This is a genomic window from Hyphomonadaceae bacterium BL14, assembly GCA_027627705.1.
Classification (GTDB): Bacteria; Pseudomonadota; Alphaproteobacteria; order Caulobacterales; family Maricaulaceae; genus Oceanicaulis.
The window spans coordinates 2,490,637-2,512,247 of the sequence record CP091242.1; the positions used below are offsets into that span (position 1 = coordinate 2,490,637).

A 21,611-nucleotide genomic window follows, 5' to 3' on the forward strand; every position below is an offset into this window, starting at 1 on the left:
CGGAGCGATGGCCCCATGCTCTGTCGCGTTCAATTCAGGGAGACCGGCATGGACAGGTTCGAGACGGCGCTGGCGCACGTGTTTCACTGGGAGGGGGGATTTTCCGATCACCCGGCTGATCCCGGCGGTGCCACGAATTTCGGCATCACCCAAGGCACGCTCGCGGCCTGGCGCAGCGCGCCGGTGAGCCGCGAGGATGTACGCGCCCTGACCCGGCAGGAGGCCGGCGCTATCTATCGCGCGCGCTACTGGGATGCGTGCCGCTGCGATGATCTGCCGGCGGGCGTGGATGCGATGGTCTTTGACGCCGCGGTCAATCACGGCCCCCGCCAGGCTGCGCTCTTCCTCCAAAGGGCGCTCGGCGTTGCCGATGACGGCGTGATCGGCCCGCAGACGCTGGCCGCCGCCGCGCGCCTCAAACCCGCCGATACGATCTGCGAGATCGCGGCGCGGCGCATGGTGTTCTATGCCCGCCTCAACACATTCCCGACTTTCGGCCTGGGATGGGCGCGGCGGCTCATGAGTACAGTGATGGAGACGGGGGCGCTGGCGGCGGGGTGAGGGCGTGCAGCTTGCCGGGGCCGGGCGGCCCTGATACACGGGCGCGGCTCTAGACAAACCCGCGCCCGGTCCGTCCGGACGCGCCGCATCCCAGGATCGCGCCTTCCATGAAAATCAACGGCAATGAAATCAAGCCCGGCATGGTGATCAAGCACCAGGAGACGCTGTGGACGGCGGTCAAGGCCGATCACGTGAAGCCCGGCAAGGGCGGTGCCTTCGCCCAGGTGGAGCTGAAGAACATTCTCGACGGGCGCAAGCTCAATGAGCGCTTCCGCTCGGCCGACAAGGTGGAGCGCGTGCGCCTGGAGCAGCGCGATTATCAGTATCTCTATCCCGAGGGCGAGATGCTGGTGTTCATGAACACCGAAACCTACGAGCAGATCTCCCTGCACATCGATTTCGTCAGCGAGGAGCGCGCCGCCTTCCTGTCCGACGGCATGAAGGTGATGGTCGAGCTCTACGAGGACAAGCCCATCGGCATCACCCTGCCCAATCATGTGGAGTTGGAAGTGGTCGAGACCGAGCCGGTGGTGAAGGGCCAGACGGCGGCCAATTCCTACAAGCCGGCTGTGCTGTCGGGCGGTGTCAAATCCGCCGTGCCGCCCTTTGTCGGCGTGGGCGAGAAGATCGTCGTGTCCACCGAAGACGGCACCTACGTGCGCCGGGCCGACTAGGCCCATGGGAAATGTCTCCGCCCTGATGCAGGTGATGACCGGCGCGGTCCGCAAGGCCGGCCGCAAGCTGGTGCGCGACTTCAACGAGGTCGAGCATTTGCAGGTCTCGCGCAAGGGCCCGGCCGATTTCGTCACCGCCGCCGATCTCAAATCGGAAGAAATCCTGTTCGCCGAGCTGTCGCGCGGGCGTCCGGGCTATGGCTTCCTGATGGAGGAGCGCGGCGCGGTGGACGGCACCGACCGCTCCCACCGCTGGATTGTCGATCCGCTGGACGGCACCACGAACTTCACCCACGCCCAGCCCCATTTCGCCATCTCCGTGGCGCTGGAGCGCGAGGGCGAGCTGATCGCGGGCGTGATCTATAACCCGGCCACCGACGATCTGTTCCACGCCGAAAAGGGCCGCGGCGCCTATGTCAATGACCGCCGCCTGCGCGTCGCCGAGCGCCGCCATTTCCAGGACTGCGTCATCGCCACCGGCCTGCCCTTCTTCGGCAAGACCGGCCATGCCCGCGCCCTGAAGGAACTCCACGCCATCATGCCCATGTGCGCCGGCATCCGCCGCTATGGCGCCGCCTCGCTGGATCTGGCCTGGACCGCCGCGGGCCGCTTCGACGGCTTCTGGGAGCGCGGGCTGAAGCCCTGGGACATCGCAGCCGGTATCGTCATGATGCGCGAAGCGGGCGGCTTCGCCGGCGCTATCGAGGAAACCGGCGACGTGCTGGAAACCGGCGACATCGCCGCGGGCAATGAATACGTCCTGGCCGAGCTGCGCGAGCGCCTGAAGAAGGTGGCGGGGTAGGGGGTGGAATCCCCTCACCCTTGACTCTCCCGCCGTCTCCCCCTATCCCCCGCGGGTTCTCTGAAGCGACCGGCTTACCGCTCGTCATCACCGGCACACGGAGCCCGCGAAAGCGCGGGACACCCTCCTGGAGGCCGGCGAGACACCCAGGCTCGACGCGTTGCGTCCAGCGGGGTTGTTGCGGCGTGTGCGCTTGCCGGCGCGGCTTCAGGGACATGAGCGGCTATTGAAGGGCTTTGAATGTTCGACACGTTGACCGACCGCCTGTCCGGCGTCTTCGACCAGCTCACGGGGCGCGGCGCGCTCTCTGAGAAGGACGTGGACGCGGCCCTGCGCGAGATCCGTGTGGCGCTGCTGGAGGCCGATGTGGCCCTGCCGGCGGTGAAGGACTTCATGAGCCGGGTGCGCGCCGAGGCGGTGGGCGAGCGCGTCATCCGCGCTGTGGCCCCCGGCCAGCAGGTCATCAAGATCGTCCATGACGAGCTGGTGGTGCTGCTGGGCGGCGAGGGCGAGCCTGAGGGCCTGTCGCTGGGCGGCGAGCCGCCAGTGGCGATCCTGATGGCGGGCCTTCAGGGCTCCGGCAAGACCACCACCACGGCCAAGCTCGCTTTGCGCCTGACCAGCCGCGAGAAGAAAAAGGTTCTGGTCGCCTCGCTGGATACGCGCCGTCCGGCGGCGATGGAGCAGCTCGCCCAGATGGCCGAAAAAGCAGGCGTCGCCTGCCTGCCCATCGTCAAGGGACAGTCGGCCACCGAGATCGCCAAGCGCGCCATGAGCGCGGCGCGCCTGCAGGGCTTTGACGTGGTGATCCTGGACACGGCCGGGCGCACCTCCATCGATGAAGAGATGATGGCCGAGGCCGCGCGCATCGCCGACATCGCCCGCCCACGCGAGACGCTGCTGGTGGCCGACGCCCTGACCGGTCAGGACGCGGTGGAGACGGCGCGCCGCTTTCACGAGCGCCTGCCGCTGACGGGTCTCGTCCTGACGCGGATGGATGGCGACGGGCGCGGCGGCGCGGCCCTGTCCATGCGCTGGGTCACCGGCCTGCCGATCAAGTTTTTGGGCGTCTCGGAAAAGGTGGACGGGCTCGACGCGTTTGACGCGCGCCGTCTGGCCGGGCGGATTCTGGGGCGCGGCGACATCGTCTCGCTGGTGGAGAAAGCCGCCGCCGAGGTGGATCAGGACCAGGCCGAGCGCCTCGCGCGCAAAATGGCCAAGGGCAAGTTCGATCTGGAGGATTTCCGCCAGCAACTGGCCCAGCTCAAGAAAATGGGCGGGCTCGCCTCGATCATGGGCATGATGCCCGGCATGAACAAGGCAGCCAAGGCGCAGGTCGCGGCGTCTGGCTTTGACGACAAGGCGATCTCGCGCCAGGAGGCGATCATCCTGTCGATGACGCCCGAAGAGCGCGCCAAGCCGGACATCCTCAAGGCCAGCCGCAAGCGCCGCATCGCCAAGGGTGCCGGTGTGGAGGTGCCCGAGGTCAACAAGCTGATCAAGATGCACCGCCAGATGGCGGACATGATGAAGAAGGCCGGCAAGGGCAAAGGCCTGCCCGGCATGCCCGGCGGCGGCAAAATGCCCCCCGGCATGAGTGGCGCGGGTCTCGACGCCGCCGCCGCCGATCTTCTCAAGGGACGCGCGCCTTCGGGCGCGGGTGGACTGCCAGGCCTGCCGGGCGCTGGCGGACCGTCTCAGCCGCCGGCTTCCGGCGGTTTTCCGGGTCTGCCCGGCCTGCCCGGCGGCAAAACCAAACGCTGACATTCAACCAACCAAAGGACTTCGAATCTCATGGCCGTTAAAATCCGTCTCGCCCGTGGCGGCGCCAAGAAGCGCCCCTATTACCGCATCGTCGTGGCTGACAGCCGCAATCCGCGCGATGGCCGCTTCATTGAAAAGATCGGCACCTACAACCCGATGCTGCCCAAGGATCACGAGAACCGCGTGACCCTGGACACCGAGAAAGCCGCCGACTGGCTGAAAAAGGGTGCCCAGCCCACCGACCGCGTCGCGCGCTTCCTCGCCGCCGCCGGCGTGATGGAATGGAAGCCGGGCCAGAACCTGAAAAAGGGCGAGCCGGGCGCCAATGCCAAGGAACGCGCCGCCGAGCGCGCCGAGAAGGAAGAAGCCCGCAAGACCGCCGCCGCCGAAGCCAAGGCCGCCGCTGAAGCCCCGGCTCCGGTGGAAGAGGCCCCGGTCGAGGAAGCCCCTGCTGAAGACGCCCCGGCCGAAGCCGCCGCAGAAGAGGCGCCCGCCGCTGACGCCCCGGCTGAAGAGACCCCGGCCGAAGACACCCAGGCCTGATCATCGCACCGGCCCTGCGCATCCGCGCGGGGCCGGGCTGCGTTGAGCCTTGCTCATGACAAAAAAGACCGCCGATCCGTCACCGGAGCTGATCGTCATTGCCGCCCTGGCCGGCGCCCACGGGGTGCGCGGCGAGGCGAAGATCAAGGCGTTCGGCGATCCGGCCCTGGTGTGCAGCTATGGTCCCTTCCTGGATGCGTCGGGCAAGCCTGTGCTCACGCCCGTGAAGGCCAAGCCGGGCGCGGGCGGTTTCGTGATCGCTACGTTGCGTGAAACCCTCACCCGCGAACAGCTCATGGCCATGAAGGGCACGCTGCTGCACGTGCCGCGCGCCGTGCTGCCGCCGCCGGAAGACGACGAGTATTACCACGCCGATCTGATCGGCCTGCAGGCCCGCGATGCCGGCGGCCAGCCCTTGGGCCGCGTGCGTGCGGTGCAGGATTTCGGCGCCGGCGACGTGCTGGAGATTGCCGGGCCGGGCGGCGTCGTCTACGCCCCCTTCACCCGCGAAGCCGTCCCCCACGTGGACCTGGCCGGCGGCTGGCTGACCTTGATCGTGCCCGAGACGCTGGACGGCGACGCGCCTTAGGGCTTGCAATCTCCGCCCCATGCTTTCCCGGCCGACCCCGGACTTGATCCGGGGGAGAGCCGGGACCCATCCACCAGAACGGGCCGCCGCTGCGGCGGTCGACACTGACCGGGATGGATCCCGGATCGGCTTCGCCGTCCGGGACGGCAGTCTCGGGGTTAACCCCCTACTGCGCCACGCTCACCGCCGGCGCGTCCACAAACGGGCGGATCCCGAATTCAGGGTAGATATCCGCCGGGAAATAGATCACCCCGTCCGCGGCCACCATGGCGATGGTTTTGATGGCTTTCAGGTCCGCCGTGGGATCGCCGGGGATCAGGAAGAAATCCGCCAGATAGCCCGGCGCGATGCGGCCGACCTCGTCACCCGCGCCCAGATACTCCGCCATGCCATGACCGGCCCAGGCGAGAATCTCCGCCGGGCTCATGCCGATCTCCTGATACAGCTCCAGCTCGCGGTGATAGGTGAAGGAGCCGCCGGTATCCGTTCCGGGGACCAGGAAAATCCCGCGGTCGCGCATGCGCCGCAGGGTTTCGATGATCTGGTCGAACGCGCCGCGATAGGCCGCGTCATCCGCGTCAGAGGCGATCTCCACCCAGGCGCTGCGCGCCGAGCGCTGCACCGAGACCGGCATGTGGTCGATATAATCCACCGCACCCGGATTGATCACGCCATTGCGCGACAGAAGCAGCGATTCATGGATCACCAGCGTGGGATCAATCGCCACGCCGCGCGCCTGCATGGCGTCCAGGGTCGCATTGACGGCGGCGCTGTCCAGATCAAGCTCCGGCAGGCGCTTGAGCGCGGTCAGCCTGAGCAGCGTGCGCGTATCCTCGTCCGCCTCCAGCACCCAGCCCAGCATGAGCTGGTTGATATGGGTGATCTCGTCATAGCCCGCTGCGATCATCGCATCGGCATTGGTAAAGGCGGGCACATGGCCCGACACCCGCATCTCGCGCTCACGCGCCGCGGCGATCACCTCGGGGATCCAGTCCGGGCTCATGGAGTTGTAGATCTTGATCTGGTGAAACCCGCCCCGGTCGGCATAATCGTGGACCGCGGCCACCGCGTCCTCCACCGAATCCACCAGCACGCCGGAATTGGAGTTGAACGGGCTGCGCCCCTCGATGAAGGCGCTGCGGAACACGCGCGGCCCCGCCACACGCCCGGCCTCGATATCGGCCACCAGCCGGTCCAGGCTGTCATTGTCATTGCCCATATCGCGCACGCTGGTCACGCCCGCCGCGACGTTCAGAAACGCCGCCGTCTCGCTCAAATGCGCATGCATTTCAAACAGGCCCGGCACCAGCGTGCCGCCCGCGCCATCGATCACCGTCTCGCCGGTCACGCGCGCGTCCGGCGCTTCCACCGCCACGATCCGCTCGCCCTCCACGCGCACCGACACCAGATCGGTCAGGCCCAGCGCTTCGGGATCGAACACGCGCACATTGGCGATACGCACCGGCGTCTCATAGCGGCGCGCCACACGGTCCTGGATGGCACCATAGCGTTCGGATTCGTAATTCCCCGCCCGCTCGCGCAGGCGCGCATCCTCGCCCTCAAACCCTTGCGCCAGCACCGCAAAGCGCGGCGACACCGTGCCGAAGAAATCCTCGCCGTCCATCAGCACCCAGGACGGGTTCAAACTGGTGCCCGACAGCGCCCACACGCTCACCGCACGCACACCGCCATCGGCATGGGTCACCTCCAGCGTCTCCACGGGGTCCAGGCGCAGCATCCCGCCGGGCAGGGCCGGCAGGGACCGCTCCGGCGCCGCCATCAGCGCCTGCGCCGCCAGGCCCAGCGCCCAGGGGCTGGCGTTCTGCGGCACATAGAGCGCCGGGCCGTCCGGCACTGCTTGCCCCTCGCCGGTGGAATCGCGCCAGCGCGCGCCGGTCTCATCGCGGTGGAACCTCTCGTCCACCTGATTGCCGAACGTGGTCGCGCCCTCCACCGTCCAGTGGACGGGATGACCGGCGGCATCCAGGCCAATCGCTTCCTGATAGGTCGGCCCGCGCCCGTTATTGCGGAATTCATAGCCGATGGCATAGCCGGCCTCTTCGCGCCAGACCTCCAGCGCGCCGATGGCTGTGCCGCTGGTCAGCACGGTAAAGACCGCGTCGGCCGGCTCGCTCTGGCCCCAGCGATTGACCTCGGTCGCGCCCGGCTCACCGCCCGCGCCGGCACCCTCGCCAGCGCCCTCGCCGCACGCCGTCAGCACCAGCGGCGCCGCCAGAACCGCTGCCCACAAGCCCGCCCGCGCCGTCATCCATGCCCGCATCTCAACACCCTCCGCCGAATATCTGTTTGGCCAAAGGGTTAGCACGCAAGGCGCGGGCCTGTCTGCGCGTTATAGAATAACGGGGGGCGTGTGGATCTGATCAAAATAGTGTTGTCCCGGCCGAGCGTAGCGAGAGCCGGGACCCATCCACCGAAACTCTCCACCGCCGCGGCGGCTCAAAGCTATCGGGATGGGTCCCGGACAGCCCCGGCTCGGGGCCGGGACTTCCGGGAAAACAGGGGTGGGGATTTGGGCCAGAAGCCCCCTACTTCCCCCCGCCCGCCGGCGTCACGCCGCGGAACTCTTCCACCGGCTCGCCGAAACAGACGCCGAACCGGGCCGTCCAGCTGGACGGAAACTCGGGATTGTCGAAGGTCAGCTCCACCCGGCCCCAGTCATAGGTGGTCGTGCCCATGGGATCGGTCAGCGCCGCGCTGCACGCCGGCTCGCCGCTCTCGGCGGTCCAGAAGCCCGAATAATGGCCGCGCCCGCCCATCACATCATTCTGCAGGTCCGGAAGGAACAGGCGCATCTCCGACGGCGCCACCCCGTCGCCATAGAGGTTGAACACCGCCATATCGCGCAGCGTGGTCTCCCACTGCATGTCGCCAAACGGGGTGGACCACACCTCGTCCGCCATCACAGGCGCAGCGCCCGCATCCAGGACGATCAGAGCGGCGGTCAGTTGAGTGGGCAAACAACGCATGGACATACTCCCCGAAGCGGCGCGGACTGCGCCGTGCCGCCGACAAGGTCACATAAGTCATTGAGACGCATGGAAATGTGGGAAGGCGGGGCGTGCGAGGATCAAACAACCCACCTTGTTTTCCCGGGCGGCGGAGCCTTGAGCCGGGGAGACCCGGGATCCATCCACCAATACTCTCCACCGTCGCGGCGGCTGAGATGGGGCGGGATGGGTCCCGGACAGCCGCTTCGCGGCTTCCGGGAAGGCAGGGATGGAGATTAAATCAAACTATTGTTTTCCCGGCCGAGCGGAGCGAGAGCCGGGACCCATCCACCGACTTGCTGCACCGCCGGGGCGGCTAAAAGCTATCGGGATGGGTCCCGGATATTTGCTGACGCAAATTCCGGGAAGGCAGAGATGGGGATCAAGCAACCCGAACGCCCTTCCCGGATGGGCCAGGCGAAAGCAATGCCGGCAAAACCTCCAGCGTCAAAGCCTCGCCCTCCCCCCTTATCCACCCCCACCCCACGCCGGTGTAACCTGCGGGCCGCTCTTTCTCATGCCGGACTATCCGCCGCGTCCCGTTTGCAGGGGCGCCAGGCGGCCTCGAACGCAAACGGCCGGAGAAGCGGGAGGGTGGTAATGATGATAAGAATTCACGCTCCGCGCCGACTCTCACCCCTCTCACGCTCTCACACGCCCCCCTCACTCCGCAGCTTTGGGCGCTTCGCCGGCATCATAGCGCTCGCCGTCGGCCTTCATCTCGTCAATGCCCAGAAGGGCGTTGAGCTGGCCGAAATCGAGCATGCGGTCGCGGTACCGGGCTGTGGCGCCGTCGGTTTTGAGGGTTTTGAGGAAGTCGCGGGCCATGAAGGCCAGGGCACGCACCAGGGCGCCGGGGGTGATCACCAGGCGGTATCCGGCGCCGGACAGATCATCGAGGGTGCGCATCGGGGTGCGCCCGCCCTCCACCATATTGGCCAGCAGCGGGGCGCGGCCGGCGAAGCGGGCGGCGGCGGCGTTCATCTGGGCCATGTCCTGGGGCGCTTCGATGAAGAGGATGTCGGCGCCCGCATCCAGATACGCCTCGGCGCGGTCCAGCGCGGCATTGAAGCCCTCCACCGCGATGGCGTCGGTGCGCGCAATGATCAGGGTGGTCTCGCTGGCGCGCGCATCCACCGCGGCGCGCACCTTGCCGGCCATTTCCTGTGCGCTGACCAGCGACTTGCCGGACAGATGCCCGCAGCGCTTGGGCAATTGCTGGTCTTCCAGCTGGATGGCGCTGGCGCCCGCGCGCTCAAAGGTTTTGACCGTGCGCTGCACGTTGAGCGCATTGCCAAAGCCGGTATCGGCGTCAACGATCAGGGGGATGTCCGTGCGCTCGTGAATGCGCGCGATGGTGTCGGCTACCTCCTTGGCGCTGACCAGGCCCAGATCGGGGCGGCCCAGCTGGGTGTAGGCGATGGAGGCGCCCGACAGATACGCCGCCTCGAACCCGGCCTCGGCCACCAGAAGCGCGCTGAGCGCGTCATACACGCCCGGCGCCAGGACGGCGGGGCCGTTTTTGAGGCGGGATTTGAGGTCAGTCATGTGAGGCTCCCAGAAGCGGGGACGGGCCGGGCGGGCACCGGGTGGCGGGCGGCGGGGTCAGCAAAGCGGGCCGTCAGGCTCGCCATCAGCCCGCCCTGTTCGATCATGGCCATGAGGTGGGGCGGCAGGGCCGGCACCGGCCAGGTCTCGCCCCTGGCCAGATTGGACAGGCGCCCGGCGGCCAGATCCAGCCGCAGCGTGTCGCCGGGATGGATGCGGCCGGCCGGATCAAACACGATCGCGGGCAGGCCGATATTCATGCAGTTGCGGTAGAATATCCGCGCAAAGCTCTTCGCAATCACCGCCGAAACGCCCAGCGTTTTCAGCGAGATCGCCGCCTGCTCCCGGCTCGATCCGATGCCGAGGTCCGCGCCCGCCACCAGCATGTCGCCGGGCTTGATGTGGGCTGCAAAATGGGGGTCGATGGCTTCCAGCGTGTGTCTGGCGAGCTCCGCCGGGCTTTTCTTCATGGCGTGGCCGGGGGCCAGCAGATCGGTGTCGATCCCGTCGCCATAGACCCAGGCCCGGCCCTCGCGCACACTCATGCTGCGGCCCTCTTGTCCTTGAGGAAGGGGCGCGGATCGGCGATGCGGCCCTCGATCGCGCTGGCCGCCACGGTGTAGGGCGAGCCCAGATACACCGACGCGTCCTTGTGGCCCATGCGGCCCTTGAAATTCCGGTTGGTCGAGGAGATGCACACCTCCCCGGCCGCCAGCAGGCCGGCACCCAGTCCCGCACACGCGCCGCAGCCCGAGGCGAGCACCACCGCGCCCGCCTCCACCAGCGCCGCGAGCGTGCCGTCTTTCGCTGCGGCCGCCGTGACTTTGGATGAGGCCGGCGCCACCAGCAGGCGCACGCCCGGCGCTACGTGCCGACCTTTCAGGACCCTGGCCGCCATATGCAGATCGCCGAGTTTCGCGCCCACGCAGGCCCCGATATAGGCCTGATCAATCCGCGCCCCGCCATGGGCGTCCACGCCCGCGCTGTTGGCCGGGGAATGCGGCGCGGCCACTTGCGGCACCAGCGAGGAGGCGTCCAGATCAAACACCTGCGCACAGGCTGCGTCCGGATCGGAGCGCCAGCGCTCAATGGCGTCGTCGTCGACACTGCCGCCATGGGCGCGGATGTGATCGAGCGTCGTCTGGTCCGGCGCGATCAGCCCGGTTTCGCCGCCCAGCTCCGCAGCCATATTGGCCAGCACGGTGCGCGCCTCCATGTCCAGAGTGTCCACGCCGGTGCCGGCGTACTCGATCACCTTGAAATGATTGCCCATGCCCAGATCGCGGCACAGGGCGAGCATGATGTCCTTGGCGGTGACGCCCGCGCTGAGCGCTCCGGCGATCTGCACGCGGATCGTCTCAGGAATGACGGTCCAGGTCTCGCCGGTGGCCACGATGGCGGTCATGTCGGTGGCACCGAAGCCGGCTGCATAGGCACCGAACGCACCGGCATTTGTGGTATGGCTGTCGCCGCCCGCAATCACCATGCCCGGCTTCACATGGCCATGCTCGGGCAGGATGACATGGCAGATGCCCTTCATGTCATAGAAATTCTTCACGCCGTAATCGCTCGCGAATTCACGCGTCAGCTGCAGGATGGCCGCTGAGTCCGCATCCACTGCCGGCACATAGTGATCGGACACGATCACGACCCGCGACGGGTCCCAGAGCCCGGTCCCCAGCGCTTCCAGCCGCGCCTGCCAGCGCCTGGGCCCGGACGAATCATGGGCCATCGCCAGATCCACCGCGATGGTTACAATCTCGCCCGGCGACACTGTGTCACGCCCGGCCGCGCGCGCCATGATCTTCTCTACAAGGGTTGCAGCCATAGCTCCGCCTCAGTACCACACTGCCAGACTACACGCGCAAACGGTTTCCGATCAAAGGATATATCTTTATAACATTTCGAACCCAAGCCTGCGCATGCGTATTATCCGCCGCGCGTCGCAGGCGGTGATCAGGAGATGACCCATGGCCGCGCTGGACGCTGCAGATAACACCCCGTTGAGTTTCTCGTGGGAAGACCCGCTCCATCTCGAGCATCAGCTCAACGAGGAAGAGCGCATGATCGCGCACAGCGCGCGCGCCTATTGCCGTGAAAAACTCATGCCGCGTGTCATCAGCGCCTATCGTGAAGAGCGCTTCGACCGCGAGATCATGACCGAAATGGGCGCACTCGGCCTGCTCGGCGCAACCGTCGGCGAAGAGTATGGCGGGGCGGGTCTGTCCCACGTCGCCTACGGCCTGATCGCGCGCGAGGTCGAGGCGGTGGATTCCGGCTATCGCTCGGCCATGAGCGTGCAGTCCTCGCTGGTCATGTACCCGATCGAGGCATTCGGCAGCGAAGCCCAGAAACGCAAATACCTGCCCAGGCTCTCCACCGGCGAATGGGTCGGCTGCTTTGGTCTGACCGAGCCTGATGGCGGCTCCGATCCGGGTGCCATGCGCACCACGGCCAAAAAGGTCGATGGCGGCTATCTCCTGAACGGCTCGAAAATGTGGATCACCAACTCGCCGATCAGCGATCTTGCGGTGGTCTGGGCCAAGCTCGACGGCGTTATTCGCGGCTTCATCGTGGAGCGCGGCGTGACTGGCTTCGATACCCCGAAGATCGAGGGAAAGATGTCCCTGCGCGCGTCGGTTACCGGCTCGATCTCGCTGAGTGATGCGCTGGTCCCCGAAGACGCGCTGCTTCCCAATGTGAAGGGGCTGCGCGGGCCGTTCTCCTGCCTCAACAAGGCGCGCTACGGCATCGCCTGGGGCGCGATGGGATCGGCGGAGTTCTGCTGGCGCGCCGCGCGCGACTACGCGATGGAGCGGGTCGTGTTCGGCAAGCCTATCGCCGGCACCCAGCTGGTGCAGAAAAAGCTCGCTGACATGCAGACCGAGATCGCGCTGGGCTATCAGGGCGCGCTGCGTCTGGGCCGCCTGATGGACGAAGGTGCCTACGTGCCCGAAGCCATCTCCATGATGAAGCGCAATAATTGCGGCAAGGCGCTGGCCATCGCCCGCGAGGCGCGTGACATCCATGGCGGCAACGGTATAGCCGAGGAATATCACATCCTGCGCCACGCGGTGAATCTGGAGACGGTCAACACCTATGAGGGCACCCACGATGTGCATGCCCTCATACTGGGCCGCGCCCAGACCGGGTTGCAGGCGTTTTACTGATACCCCAGCGCGGGGGACGGGGATCTGCACCCCGCGCTGAACGTCTTTGCGCAGTGCAGCATGGCGCGCTATGTCACGCAGCCCCGCTGTGAGACCTGACCGGATCGTCGCCATGCCTGCAAACGCTGCCTGTCCCTGGATCGTGATGAAGTTCGGCGGCACGTCCGTGGCCGCTCCGGACCGTTGGCGCGTGATCGCTGACATCGCCCGGCAGCGCCTGGAGGCCGGCGAGCGGGTGCTGATCGTCCACTCGGCGCTGGCCGGGGTGTCCAACCTGCTCGAAGCCCTGCCCGCCGCCGCACTGGCCGGGGCCGGGGAGGCTGCGGCGCAAGCGGTCAAGGCGCGCCATCGCGCGTTCGCCGCCGACGCCGGCCTCGACGCCGACACCCTTTTGGAAGACCATTTCGCCCTCATCGACCGGCGCTCCGCCGGGATCGGCTATTCGGGCGAGGCCAGCGCCCGCCTGCGCGCCGAGCTGATGGCCCAGGGCGAGCTGATGGCCAGCGAGCTGGGGCTGGAATGCCTGAAAGCCGCCGGGCTCGATCCGGTGCTGCTGGATGCCCGCGACGCCCTGACGGCCCTGAACAATGCCGATGAGCCGCGCGCCTGGCTCGATAACGGCGCAGCCGAGGACGCCGACCCGGCGTTACAGGAGCAATTGTCCGGCGCTGGTCTGGTACTGACGCAAGGCTTTATCGCCCGCCATGCGAGCGGTGCCACCGTGCTGCTGGGCCGGGGCGGGTCGGACACTTCGGCGGCGTATTTTGCTGCACGCCTGCAGGCGGCCCGGCTGGAAATCTGGACCGATGTGCCCGGCCTGTTCAGCGCGGACCCGCGCCTGACCGAAGGTGCCCGCCATCTGCGCGCCCTGTCCTATGAAGAAGCCCAGGAAATCGCCACCATGGGCGGCAAGGTGCTGCACCCGCGCTGTATCGGTCCGGCGCGCCGCGCCAACATCCCCATGGAAGTACGTTCGACATTGCGCCCGGATCTGGCCGGTACGCGCATCACTGGCGCCCCCGGCGATGATGCCCCGCGCCTGAAAGCCGTGTCGGTCAAGACCGGCGTTCGCCTTGTGGTCATGGAAGGCGCGGGTATGTGGCGCCAAGCCGGCTTCCTGGCCGACGTGTTCGCTGGCTTCAAGGCGTGCGGTGTGTCGGTGGACCTGGTTTCTACCTCTGAAACCAACGTGACCGTCAGCCTCGATCCTGATCCGGGCCTGGATCAGGCGCGCCTTGACCGCCTGCGCGAGACACTGGCCCCCCTGTGCCGGGTGAAGATCATTGAGGATGCAGCCGCCGTCAGCCTGCTCGGCTACGGCATCCGCCGCATCCTGCACCAGCTCGCGCCGGCGCTGGAAATGTTCCAGGACAAACCGATACGGCTGGTCAGCCAGGCGGCCAATGATCTCAACTTCACTGTTGTTGTCGACGAAACCGAGGGCGCAGCTTTGGCCAAGCGCCTGCACGAGGAACTGATCAGCACCGCGCCTGAAGGCGCCGTGTTCGGCCCCAGCTGGGCGCAGCTCGCCCGGCCCGGGACGCCCCGGGCCGCACGTCCCGCCCCCTGGTGGACGCGCAAGCGTGACGCGCTTCTTGATCTCGCGCCGCCAACCGGCGGCCTCTATGTCTATGATCTCGACACTGTCAGCGCCCGCGCGCGCGCCGTGGCAAGCATCAGCTCTCTGTCGCGTGCCTTCTACGCCATGAAGGCCAATGCCTACCCGGACGTGCTGCGCGCCATTCGCGCTGCGGGGCTCGGTTTTGAATGCGTTTCGCCCGGCGAGATCGCGCGCGTGCGCGGCACCTTCGCCGATCTTCGGCCGGATGAAGTGCTATTCACCCCGAACTTCGCCCATCGCAGCGAGTACGAGGCGGCGGTGGCGTTCGGCACCCACCTGACGATTGACGGGCTACACCCGCTCACCCATTGGCCGGAGGTGTTCCGGGGCACCGACATCATCCTCCGGGTCAATCCAGACCGGCCACGCGGTCACCATCAGCACGTGAAAACCGCTGGCCCCAAGGCCAAGTTCGGCATTCCGCTCGAAGCGCTTGGCGACGCGCGCGCCGCTGCCCAGGCCGCCGGGGCCCGGGTGATCGGCCTGCATGCCCATGCGGGCTCCGGCGTGACAGATGCTGACCACTGGCGCGAGATCGGTGCCATTCTGGCCCAGGCCGCCCGCGCGTTTCCCGATGCGCACATCCTCAATTGCGGCGGGGGACTGGGCGTGCCCGAAAGCCCCGACGCGCCGGCGCTCGACCTGTTGCGCGTGGATGAGGAGCTGGCGCTCCTGAAAAAAGCCCATCCCCGGTTTGAGCTCTGGATGGAGCCGGGCCGTTTTCCGGTTGCCGAAGCCGGCGTGCTGCTCGCACGCGTCACCCAGGTCAAGCACGCTTTCGGCACGCGCTTTATCGGGCTGGGCACCGGCATGAACTCGCTGATCCGCCCGGCCCTCTACGGCGCGCGCCATGAGATCGTGAACCTGTCGAGGCTGGACGAGCCCGGCATCGGCATGGCGTCGGTCGTCGGCCCGATCTGCGAGAGCGCGGACCTCCTGGGTGCCGACCGCCTCCTGCCCGAAACCGAGGAGGGCGATGTCATGCTGATCGCCGAGGCCGGTGCCTACGGGGCGGTCATGGCCTCACGCTATAATCTGCGCGACCCGGCGGGCGAGGCGGTGATCTAGCTTCCGGGGTCTAGCCGGCCCGGCGCTCATCGCACAGCGTACGCCGGACCAGTGCGCCGTCCTTGAACCAGTGCCAGGTGCGCGCGCGGGTGCGCCTGTCCGGTGCCATCACAATGATCTCGACAAAGTGCGTGCCTGGCTCGTCCTTGCGGTCGAGATGCAGCAGCACCAGAGGCCCGCTTTCCCAGGCCAGGCCGGCAAAGGCCGGGGTGTCGAACACAATGCGGTCGCCCTGAATGTGTCCGTCAAACCGGTCCTCGCGCACCCGCCCGTCAGGCCAGGTGAATATGATGTGCTGGACGTAGAAGGGATCGCCCGCGGCCGGGAACGCGCAGACCACGCGTGCCTGGTGCCGGTCAATCTCGCGTCCGTTTGCATCGAGATGGGTATAGGTCCCGGTCCAGACCCCCTCATGGGCGCGCATAGCGGGGAAACGCCCCATCAGATCACTCCCCGCTCTTTCATCGCGTGGATGCGCTCTGCGCCAAACCCCGCCTCGCGCGCCAGTGTTTCGGAGTGTTCGCCAAAGGCGGGGATGGAAGGATCGGGCTGCGGGGGCTCTTTCGCAAAGCGTAGCGGCGGGCCGATATGGCGATGGCCCGCGGCATCCTCGAACACCAGTCCGCGCTCGCGCGTGTGAGGGTCATCAAACGCGTCTTTGAGCGTGCGCACCGGTGCCCAGCACACATCGATGCCTTCGAGGAAGTCTTCCCATTCGCCCAGCGTGCGGCTGGCGAAGGTTTCGGTGAAGAAGACGCGCAAGGGCTCTTGCGCCGGTCCGGGCTCGAGGCGCGCATGGTGGACGAGGTCGGGCCGCCCCAGCGCTTCGAGCAAGTTGGTGGCGAACTTGATCTCCGATCCGCCCAGGACGAGATGCTTTGCGTCTTTCGTCTCATAGGCATGGTACATTGCGGCACCGCCAAACGAGCGCATGTCCTTGACCGGCGGGTGTGCGTCCTGGGCAAACACCGGGCCGGTGACATTGGGCGTCCAGGCCAGGCACGCATCATACATCGCCAGATCGATGAAATCGCCCTCACCCGTCGCGTGACGGCGGTAGAGCGCCATCAGGATTGCCGACAGTGCCATCAGCGAAGCGGCCATGTCGGCAACCGGTATGTTGGGGCTGGCCGGCTTGCCATCCTCCAGCCCGCGATTGAGATCCACCAGCCCCGCCAGCGCCTGCACCGTCAGATCATGGGCGGGCTTCATCGCATAGGCGCCCGCCTGCCCGAAGGCGGAGATGGAGCAATAGACAAGGCGCGGATTGAGCGCGCTCAGCGTCTCGTAATCTGCGGCGAGGCGCCGGGCGACGCCGGGGCGGAACGCCTCCACCACCACATCGGCCTCGCGGGCGAGGGCGTGGAGGAGCGCCTGTCCATCCGGGTCTTTCAGGTTCAGTTTCAGCGACCGCTTGCCGCGCGCGATATTGCGAAACCAAACCGAGACGCCATCGACGTGGCGCAACCCGATCTCACGCGTCGGCTCCCCCGTCCCGTTGGCCGGCTCGATCATCACCACGTCCGCGCCGTGATCGGCCATCATCATGGTCAGATGCGGACCGGGCAGAAAGGCGGAGAGATCGAGAACTTTGAGGCCGGAGAGTTTCATAGGGGCGGGTTTCCCTTGAGCGGGCGTACACGTATGGCACGGTCGGTAACCACGACGAGATTGCCGTGGACTCGATCCAACGTGTCGAGCACGGCTCTCGTGCAGCGGCCATGGTCGTCGCAGCGAAAATAGAAAACACCCACGGCGTCTTGCAAATCGCGAAAGATCAGCGCCCCAAAATCGCGATCTTCGGTGAGCCGAACCGCTTTGCTTTTCAATGCCGTCTCAAGCACGCTGTCATCGGCTGCGCGGCGATCCGAAAAATCGGGTTGCAGGACCTCGTGGCCTGCGCTGCGCATATCCACGCATTCATCTGCCAAGAACCGCACTACTGCGCCGCCGCGACCGGTTCGTCCAGCTGGTCGGCCGCAAACGCCAGCGCCGCCTGCACGTCGCCTTTTTCAAGGTGCGGACAGGCCTCGTGAATCTCCACCTCGCTCATCCCGGCCGAAAGCTTTCGCAAAATCAGATACACGGGCATGCGCGTGCCGGTGATGCACGGCTTGCCGAACATGATGGCCGGATCGACAGACATCCGCGGATGGAGAGCTTTACGGTCCATGGCGCTATCCTAGCATGATCGCGTTCACTGCGCTCCCTGGTCTTTGCCGCCGCCGCCGTTTCCACCGTTCCCCAGCGCATCGAGAACCTCGCGCGTATGCTCCCCTAGCTTCGGCGCCCTCGCCTGCGAAGGCCGTTCGCCATTGATGCGGAAGGGTTCGCGCAGCAGCTTCAGGCCGTCCGGGCGATCAGGATGGTCCACGGTTTCGATGAGCCCAGCGGCGTCCGGCGCGTCGAGAGCCTCAGACAGGGAATAGACCGGCGCGACCGGGACCTTGCCCCCCAGCAGCGCCACCCAGTGGGTAGTGGGCCGGGTGCGGAACAGGGCGTCCAGCTCATCCTGCAGGGCGGCGCGGTTGTCGCCGCGCGAATTCGTGTCAGCGAAACGCGGATCGGCGGCCAGATCGGCGCGCCCCGCCGCCTCGCAGAACACGCTCCAGAATTTGGGCAGCTGGCACATCAGGAAGATCCAGCCATCTTCGGTGGGAAACAGCTGGCTGGGCATCACCGACGGATGGGCCGACCGCGCCAGCCGCGTCGTCTCCGCGCCCTCATTGAGATACCATGTGGCCGGATAGGACAGCTGGTGCAGGGCCGTATCGAGCAGCGACACGTCCACATCGCAGCCTTCGCCCGTGCGCCGCGCGCCCAGCACCGCCGAGACCAGGCCCAGCGCCATCATCGTACCGGTCATGAAATCGACCATGGACAAGCCAAAGCGCGCCGGCGGGCCATCGGGCTCGCCGGTGAGCGACAGAAAGCCGGCCTCTGACTGCATGAGATAATCATAGCCTGGCCAGGTTTCGCGCGCGCCGCCGCGGCCATAGGCTGACAGGTGCGCGCACACAATGTCCGGCTTGATGGATTTCAGCGCGGCGTAATCGACTTTCAGCCGGGCGGGCAGATCGCCGCGCAGATTATTGGCGACCGCGTCGGCGCCCTTCACCAGCGTCTCGAACAGGGCGCGGTCATCAGCATGCTTGAGATCAAGACAGACGGACTTCTTGCCCCGGTTGAAGGTCTGGAAGAACTGACTGTCATCCTCGCCGAGAAAGTAGGGGCCGGCTGCACGCGATGAGTCGCCGCCCTCAGCCGTTTCGATCTTGATCACCTCCGCGCCCAGGCCGGCCAGCAACTGCGTGCCATAGGGCCCGGCGCCATATTGCTCGATGGTCAGGATGCGCAGGCCGTCGAGGGGTTTGTACATCCTGGGTCTCCTGTCGGTGCCCGCGCGGATACTCACGCCTTTCCTCCCCGCTTGCGGGGCGGTGTCAGCGAGGCTGACAGAGGGGGGATGGCACCCTAAACCGGGTTCCGCTTGATCAGCTGTTTGGCGATGATGATGCGTTGCAGCTCGTTTGTGCCTTCCCCGATGCACATCAGCGGCGCGTCGCGGTAGAGGCGCTCGATCACGTATTCCTTGGAATAGCCGTAGCCGCCATGGATGCGCATGGCCTCGGTGGCGACCTCGACGGCGGTCTCGCTGGCGAAATACTTGGCCATGCCCGCTTCCATGTCGATCCGGGCGCCGGTGTCATAGGCACGCGCCGCGTCTTCCACCAGCAGTTCGGCGGCGCGGGTGCGCGCGGCCATGTCGCCCAGCTTCAGCTGGATTGCCTGATGCTCGCAGATCGGCTTGCCCATGGTCTTGCGGGTCTGGGAATAGGCGACGCTTTCGCGCAAGGCCCGCTTGGCGATGCCCACCGAGCGCGCGGCGATATTGATGCGCCCGATCTCGAGACCGCCCGTGGCCATGAAGAAGCCCTGTCCCTCCTCGCCGCCGACCAGGGACAGCTCGGCGTCGCAGGTATAGTCCTCAAAGATGAATTCGCCTGAATCGATGCCCTTATAGCCGAGCTTCTCCAGCTTCTGGCCGTTGCGGATGCCGGGCAGGGCCGCGCCGGTTTCGGGGTCGATCTTGGAGACGATCAGCATGCTCATGCCCTTGTAACGGGGCTCGGCACCGGTGTCGGTCTTTACCAGAAGCGCGCAGGCATGGCCTTTGATGGCGTTGGAGATCCAGGTCTTGGCGCCGTTGACGATGTATTGGCCGCCCTCAAGGCGGGCCGTGGTGCGGATCGCCTGCAGATCGGTGCCCGCATCCGGCTCGGTCAGGCCCAGCCCGCCGCGCAGCTCGCCGGTGGCGAATTTGGGCAGCCAGTATTCTTTCTGTTTGTCCGTGCCGAAGCGCTGGACGATCTGGGCCATCATCAGGTGGGAGTTGAAGATGCCGGTCAGGCTCATCCACTCCTCGGCGATCATCATGACGATTTTCGAATAGGTCGCCGCAGACAGGCCCAGCCCGCCATACTCAGGATCGATGAGCGCGCCGAACAGGCCCAGCTCCTTCATGTCCTCCACCAGGGCGGCGGGCCATTCGTCGGCATGCTCCAGGTCCATCGCCACAGGCGCGACCTTTTTCTCGATCCATTTCGCGATCGCGCCGAGCATCTGGCGCTCGTCGGCCTCGGTCATCTGATAGGTTTCGGCAGCCGCCATGTGAGGCTCCTCAGGTTTGGCGCACACTGCGCCCTAGTAATTGCCCACCTTGTCCTCGACCGCATTGCCGCGGCCGGGGATGAGCATGTTGCGCTTGAAGGTGCAGACCATCTCGCCGCGCTGGTTGAAGCCGCGCGTCAGCACCGTGACAATGCCCTGGCCGGGGCGCGACTGGCTCTCGCGCTTGGCCAGCACTTCGCTCTCTCCATAGATCGTGTCGCCGGCGAAGACGGGCGCGGTGAATTTCACCTCGTCCATGCCCAGATTGGCGATGGCCTTCTGGGACACATCGGTCACGCTCATCCCGATCAGGATCGCCAGCGTATAGGGGCTCACCACCAGATTCTGCTTGAACTCCGAACCCTTGGCGAACTCCGCGTCGAAATGCATCGGGTGCGTGTTCATTGTCATCAGCGTGAACAGATGATTGTCGTATTCTGTCACCGTCTTGGCCGGGCGGTGCTCATAGATGTCGCCGACGATGAAATCCTCAAAATAGCGCCCGAAGGTCTCGCGATAGCGCTGCGGACCGATTTCCTTCACGTTCTGAACCACGAATGTCCCCTTATCCTTGCCGCGCGCCGGCGAGCGTGCGGCGCGCCGCCCGGATCACCGGCAGTTCGATCAGCTTGCCATTGAACAGCGCGGCTCCGCCTTCCGCCTTGTCGAACGCCTCCAGGATGGCGCGCGCGCGGGCGAGTTCGTCCTCGCCCGGCGTGAAGGCGGCGGCGACGCCGCTCACCTGTTTTGGATGGATGCAGGCGCGCCCGCTAAAGCCCAGCGCCTTGGCGCGCGCCGTGGTGTCGATGAGGCCCGCCTCATCCTCCACGTCCAGCCAGGGCACATCCATCAGCTCCACGCCGGCTGCAGCAGCGGCGGCCGCCAGCACGCCGCGCGCATGCAGCAGCGGCTCCCAATCGAGGGTGACGCCCAGATCGGCCGCAAAGTCCGCGCCGCCGAACAGGATACCCTCGACAGCGGGCGCTCCCGCGATCTCGTAGGCATGCCTCAGCCCCAGCGCACTCTCGACCACCGGCCAGAGCGGCGGCGCGTCCGGCCCGCCCAAAGCCTCGGCGATGATCAACAGCTCCTCAGCGTGCGAGACTTTTGGGATCATCAGAAAATCGGTCCGGCCGCCCCCGTGCGCGTAGGCGGCAAGGTCTGCCAGGCCCGCCGGCGTGCGCGGGGAGTTGATCCGGAAGCCCAGCCGCGGCGCGGCTGCTGCCCGAGGCTGCGCCAGCGCCGCCATCACGGCATCGCGCGCCTCGGCCTTGCCGGCGGGAGGTACCGCGTCCTCCAGATCGATGCATACGCCGTCCGCCCCGGCGGCCAGCGCCTTGGCGATACGGTCAGGGCGCGATCCGGGGACAAAAAGCAGGCTGCGCATCGAATTCCATTCCGCCAGGGTTGTCCGGACAAATTAGGGGCGCGCCCCGGGCCGGTCAAGCCGCGCACGGCATGAAGGCGCACGCTTACGTGACCGATAATTAAGCTGCTTCAGGCTTGGCCCCGGCCGCTCCATTGGCCTAGTTTACAAGCCGACCATATTCCGGGGAGGGAAATTCCATGTTGAATCAGGCAGGCCGCTGGGT

General features: G+C 66.7%; 20 protein-coding genes and 1 pseudogene. 8 read left to right on the top strand and 13 right to left on the bottom strand.

The genetic code is table 11. The annotated features are described in order from the left end of the window. Positions 1-48: 48 nt before the first annotated feature. The 6 genes and pseudogenes from L2D00_12155 to rimM all read left to right on the top strand — a co-directional run bounded on the left by L2D00_12155 (position 49) and on the right by rimM (position 4,933). On the top strand, positions 49-561 hold the full coding sequence (locus L2D00_12155) for a glycoside hydrolase family 108 protein (protein WBQ12594.1): 513 nt from the start codon (positions 49-51) through the stop codon (positions 559-561). A gap of 107 nt (positions 562-668) precedes the next feature. Continuing rightward, positions 669-1,235 (top strand): elongation factor P, encoded by a 567-nt coding sequence (efp, locus tag L2D00_12160; GenBank protein ID WBQ12595.1) that lies wholly within the window; start codon positions 669-671, stop codon positions 1,233-1,235. Positions 1,236-1,239: 4 nt separating this feature from the next. Continuing rightward, the gene (locus L2D00_12165) at positions 1,240-2,037 is read left to right on the top strand and encodes an inositol monophosphatase (GenBank protein WBQ12596.1); all 798 of its coding nucleotides are present in this window, start codon (positions 1,240-1,242) and stop codon (positions 2,035-2,037) included. A gap of 240 nt (positions 2,038-2,277) precedes the next feature. Further along, positions 2,278-3,801: a signal recognition particle protein gene (ffh, locus tag L2D00_12170; GenBank protein ID WBQ12597.1), complete on the top strand. Its 1,524-nt coding sequence runs from the start codon at positions 2,278-2,280 to the stop codon at positions 3,799-3,801. Positions 3,802-3,831: 30 nt separating this feature from the next. After that, positions 3,832-4,083, top strand: a pseudogene (gene rpsP / locus L2D00_12175) (30S ribosomal protein S16). A gap of 316 nt (positions 4,084-4,399) precedes the next feature. Then, entirely contained in the window at positions 4,400-4,933 is a 534-nt protein-coding gene (gene rimM, locus L2D00_12180; protein WBQ12598.1) for a ribosome maturation factor RimM, read from the top strand. A 166-nt stretch (positions 4,934-5,099) separates the two neighbouring features. Here rimM and L2D00_12185 read toward each other — a convergent pair whose 3' ends face one another. The 5 genes from L2D00_12185 to L2D00_12205 form a co-directional block, all read right to left on the bottom strand. Then, positions 5,100-7,214, bottom strand: coding sequence for an amidohydrolase family protein (locus tag L2D00_12185; protein WBQ12599.1), 2,115 nt, complete (start codon positions 7,212-7,214; stop codon positions 5,100-5,102). Positions 7,215-7,479: 265 nt separating this feature from the next. Beyond that, on the bottom strand, positions 7,480-7,920 hold the full coding sequence (locus L2D00_12190; protein WBQ12600.1) for a hypothetical protein: 441 nt from the start codon (positions 7,918-7,920) through the stop codon (positions 7,480-7,482). Positions 7,921-8,604: 684 nt separating this feature from the next. Beyond that, the gene (locus L2D00_12195; protein WBQ12601.1) at positions 8,605-9,489 is read right to left on the bottom strand and encodes an oxaloacetate decarboxylase; all 885 of its coding nucleotides are present in this window, start codon (positions 9,487-9,489) and stop codon (positions 8,605-8,607) included. Next, positions 9,486-10,034 (bottom strand): 3-isopropylmalate dehydratase small subunit, encoded by a 549-nt coding sequence (gene leuD, locus L2D00_12200; GenBank protein WBQ12602.1) that lies wholly within the window; start codon positions 10,032-10,034, stop codon positions 9,486-9,488. Before leuD ends, L2D00_12195 begins: the two co-directional genes overlap by 4 nt. Next, positions 10,031-11,317 carry a 3-isopropylmalate dehydratase large subunit gene (locus L2D00_12205; protein WBQ12603.1) on the bottom strand — a complete coding sequence of 429 codons (1,287 nt, stop codon included), beginning with the start codon at positions 11,315-11,317 and terminating at the stop codon, positions 10,031-10,033. The genes leuD and L2D00_12205 overlap by 4 nt, the downstream gene beginning before the upstream one ends. A gap of 142 nt (positions 11,318-11,459) precedes the next feature. Between L2D00_12205 and L2D00_12210 the strand changes: the two genes are divergently transcribed. Both L2D00_12210 and L2D00_12215 read left to right on the top strand, forming a co-directional pair. Then, positions 11,460-12,659 carry an acyl-CoA dehydrogenase gene (locus L2D00_12210; GenBank protein WBQ12604.1) on the top strand — a complete coding sequence of 400 codons (1,200 nt, stop codon included), beginning with the start codon at positions 11,460-11,462 and terminating at the stop codon, positions 12,657-12,659. Positions 12,660-12,771: 112 nt separating this feature from the next. Beyond that, the gene (locus L2D00_12215) at positions 12,772-15,348 is read left to right on the top strand and encodes a bifunctional aspartate kinase/diaminopimelate decarboxylase (protein ID WBQ12605.1); all 2,577 of its coding nucleotides are present in this window, start codon (positions 12,772-12,774) and stop codon (positions 15,346-15,348) included. Between the two features lie 10 nt (positions 15,349-15,358). On the opposite strand, the gene L2D00_12220 is transcribed toward L2D00_12215, so the two are convergent. The 8 genes from L2D00_12220 to L2D00_12255 form a co-directional block, all read right to left on the bottom strand. Continuing rightward, the gene (locus L2D00_12220; GenBank protein ID WBQ12606.1) at positions 15,359-15,790 is read right to left on the bottom strand and encodes a hypothetical protein; all 432 of its coding nucleotides are present in this window, start codon (positions 15,788-15,790) and stop codon (positions 15,359-15,361) included. Beyond that, complete coding sequence (locus tag L2D00_12225) at positions 15,790-16,959, bottom strand: CoA transferase (protein WBQ12607.1); 1,170 nt, start codon at positions 16,957-16,959, stop codon at positions 15,790-15,792. The genes L2D00_12220 and L2D00_12225 overlap by 1 nt, the downstream gene beginning before the upstream one ends. Next, positions 16,956-17,258, bottom strand: a complete 303-nt coding sequence (locus tag L2D00_12230) for a DUF5615 family PIN-like protein (protein WBQ14511.1) — start codon at positions 17,256-17,258, stop codon at positions 16,956-16,958. The genes L2D00_12225 and L2D00_12230 overlap by 4 nt, the downstream gene beginning before the upstream one ends. A 29-nt stretch (positions 17,259-17,287) precedes the next feature. Then, positions 17,288-17,521 carry a DUF433 domain-containing protein gene (locus L2D00_12235; protein ID WBQ12608.1) on the bottom strand — a complete coding sequence of 78 codons (234 nt, stop codon included), beginning with the start codon at positions 17,519-17,521 and terminating at the stop codon, positions 17,288-17,290. A 24-nt stretch (positions 17,522-17,545) separates the two neighbouring features. Then, positions 17,546-18,727, bottom strand: coding sequence for a CoA transferase (locus L2D00_12240; GenBank protein ID WBQ12609.1), 1,182 nt, complete (start codon positions 18,725-18,727; stop codon positions 17,546-17,548). A 95-nt stretch (positions 18,728-18,822) separates the two neighbouring features. Then, positions 18,823-20,019, bottom strand: coding sequence for an acyl-CoA/acyl-ACP dehydrogenase (locus L2D00_12245; GenBank protein WBQ12610.1), 1,197 nt, complete (start codon positions 20,017-20,019; stop codon positions 18,823-18,825). Positions 20,020-20,052: 33 nt separating this feature from the next. Continuing rightward, positions 20,053-20,574: a MaoC family dehydratase gene (locus L2D00_12250; protein ID WBQ12611.1), complete on the bottom strand. Its 522-nt coding sequence runs from the start codon at positions 20,572-20,574 to the stop codon at positions 20,053-20,055. 10 nt (positions 20,575-20,584) lie between these two features. After that, positions 20,585-21,406: a CoA ester lyase gene (locus L2D00_12255; protein WBQ12612.1), complete on the bottom strand. Its 822-nt coding sequence runs from the start codon at positions 21,404-21,406 to the stop codon at positions 20,585-20,587. Positions 21,407-21,611 lie beyond the last annotated feature (205 nt).

Bases quoted from the DNA above. Each gene is read 5' to 3' on its own strand.
- rimM (WBQ12598.1), top strand. From the start codon at position 4,400: ATGACAAAAAAGACCGCCGATCCGTCACCGGAGCTGATCGTCATTGCC.
- L2D00_12155 (WBQ12594.1), top strand. From the start codon at position 49: ATGGACAGGTTCGAGACGGCGCTGGCGCACGTGTTTCACTGGGAGGGG.
- L2D00_12235 (WBQ12608.1), bottom strand. From the start codon at position 17,521: ATGGACCGTAAAGCTCTCCATCCGCGGATGTCTGTCGATCCGGCCATC.
- L2D00_12225 (WBQ12607.1), bottom strand. From the start codon at position 16,959: ATGAAACTCTCCGGCCTCAAAGTTCTCGATCTCTCCGCCTTTCTGCCC.
- L2D00_12215 (WBQ12605.1), top strand. From the start codon at position 12,772: ATGCCTGCAAACGCTGCCTGTCCCTGGATCGTGATGAAGTTCGGCGGC.
- L2D00_12195 (WBQ12601.1), bottom strand. From the start codon at position 9,489: ATGACTGACCTCAAATCCCGCCTCAAAAACGGCCCCGCCGTCCTGGCG.
- leuD (WBQ12602.1), bottom strand. From the start codon at position 10,034: ATGAGTGTGCGCGAGGGCCGGGCCTGGGTCTATGGCGACGGGATCGAC.
- ffh (WBQ12597.1), top strand. From the start codon at position 2,278: ATGTTCGACACGTTGACCGACCGCCTGTCCGGCGTCTTCGACCAGCTC.
- L2D00_12190 (WBQ12600.1), bottom strand. From the start codon at position 7,920: ATGCGTTGTTTGCCCACTCAACTGACCGCCGCTCTGATCGTCCTGGAT.
- L2D00_12255 (WBQ12612.1), bottom strand. From the start codon at position 21,406: ATGCGCAGCCTGCTTTTTGTCCCCGGATCGCGCCCTGACCGTATCGCC.
- L2D00_12240 (WBQ12609.1), bottom strand. From the start codon at position 18,727: ATGTACAAACCCCTCGACGGCCTGCGCATCCTGACCATCGAGCAATAT.
- L2D00_12220 (WBQ12606.1), bottom strand. From the start codon at position 15,790: ATGGGGCGTTTCCCCGCTATGCGCGCCCATGAGGGGGTCTGGACCGGG.
- L2D00_12165 (WBQ12596.1), top strand. From the start codon at position 1,240: ATGGGAAATGTCTCCGCCCTGATGCAGGTGATGACCGGCGCGGTCCGC.
- L2D00_12185 (WBQ12599.1), bottom strand. From the start codon at position 7,214: ATGCGGGCATGGATGACGGCGCGGGCGGGCTTGTGGGCAGCGGTTCTG.
- L2D00_12210 (WBQ12604.1), top strand. From the start codon at position 11,460: ATGGCCGCGCTGGACGCTGCAGATAACACCCCGTTGAGTTTCTCGTGG.
- efp (WBQ12595.1), top strand. From the start codon at position 669: ATGAAAATCAACGGCAATGAAATCAAGCCCGGCATGGTGATCAAGCAC.
- L2D00_12230 (WBQ14511.1), bottom strand. From the start codon at position 17,258: ATGCGCAGCGCAGGCCACGAGGTCCTGCAACCCGATTTTTCGGATCGC.
- L2D00_12205 (WBQ12603.1), bottom strand. From the start codon at position 11,317: ATGGCTGCAACCCTTGTAGAGAAGATCATGGCGCGCGCGGCCGGGCGT.
- L2D00_12245 (WBQ12610.1), bottom strand. From the start codon at position 20,019: ATGGCGGCTGCCGAAACCTATCAGATGACCGAGGCCGACGAGCGCCAG.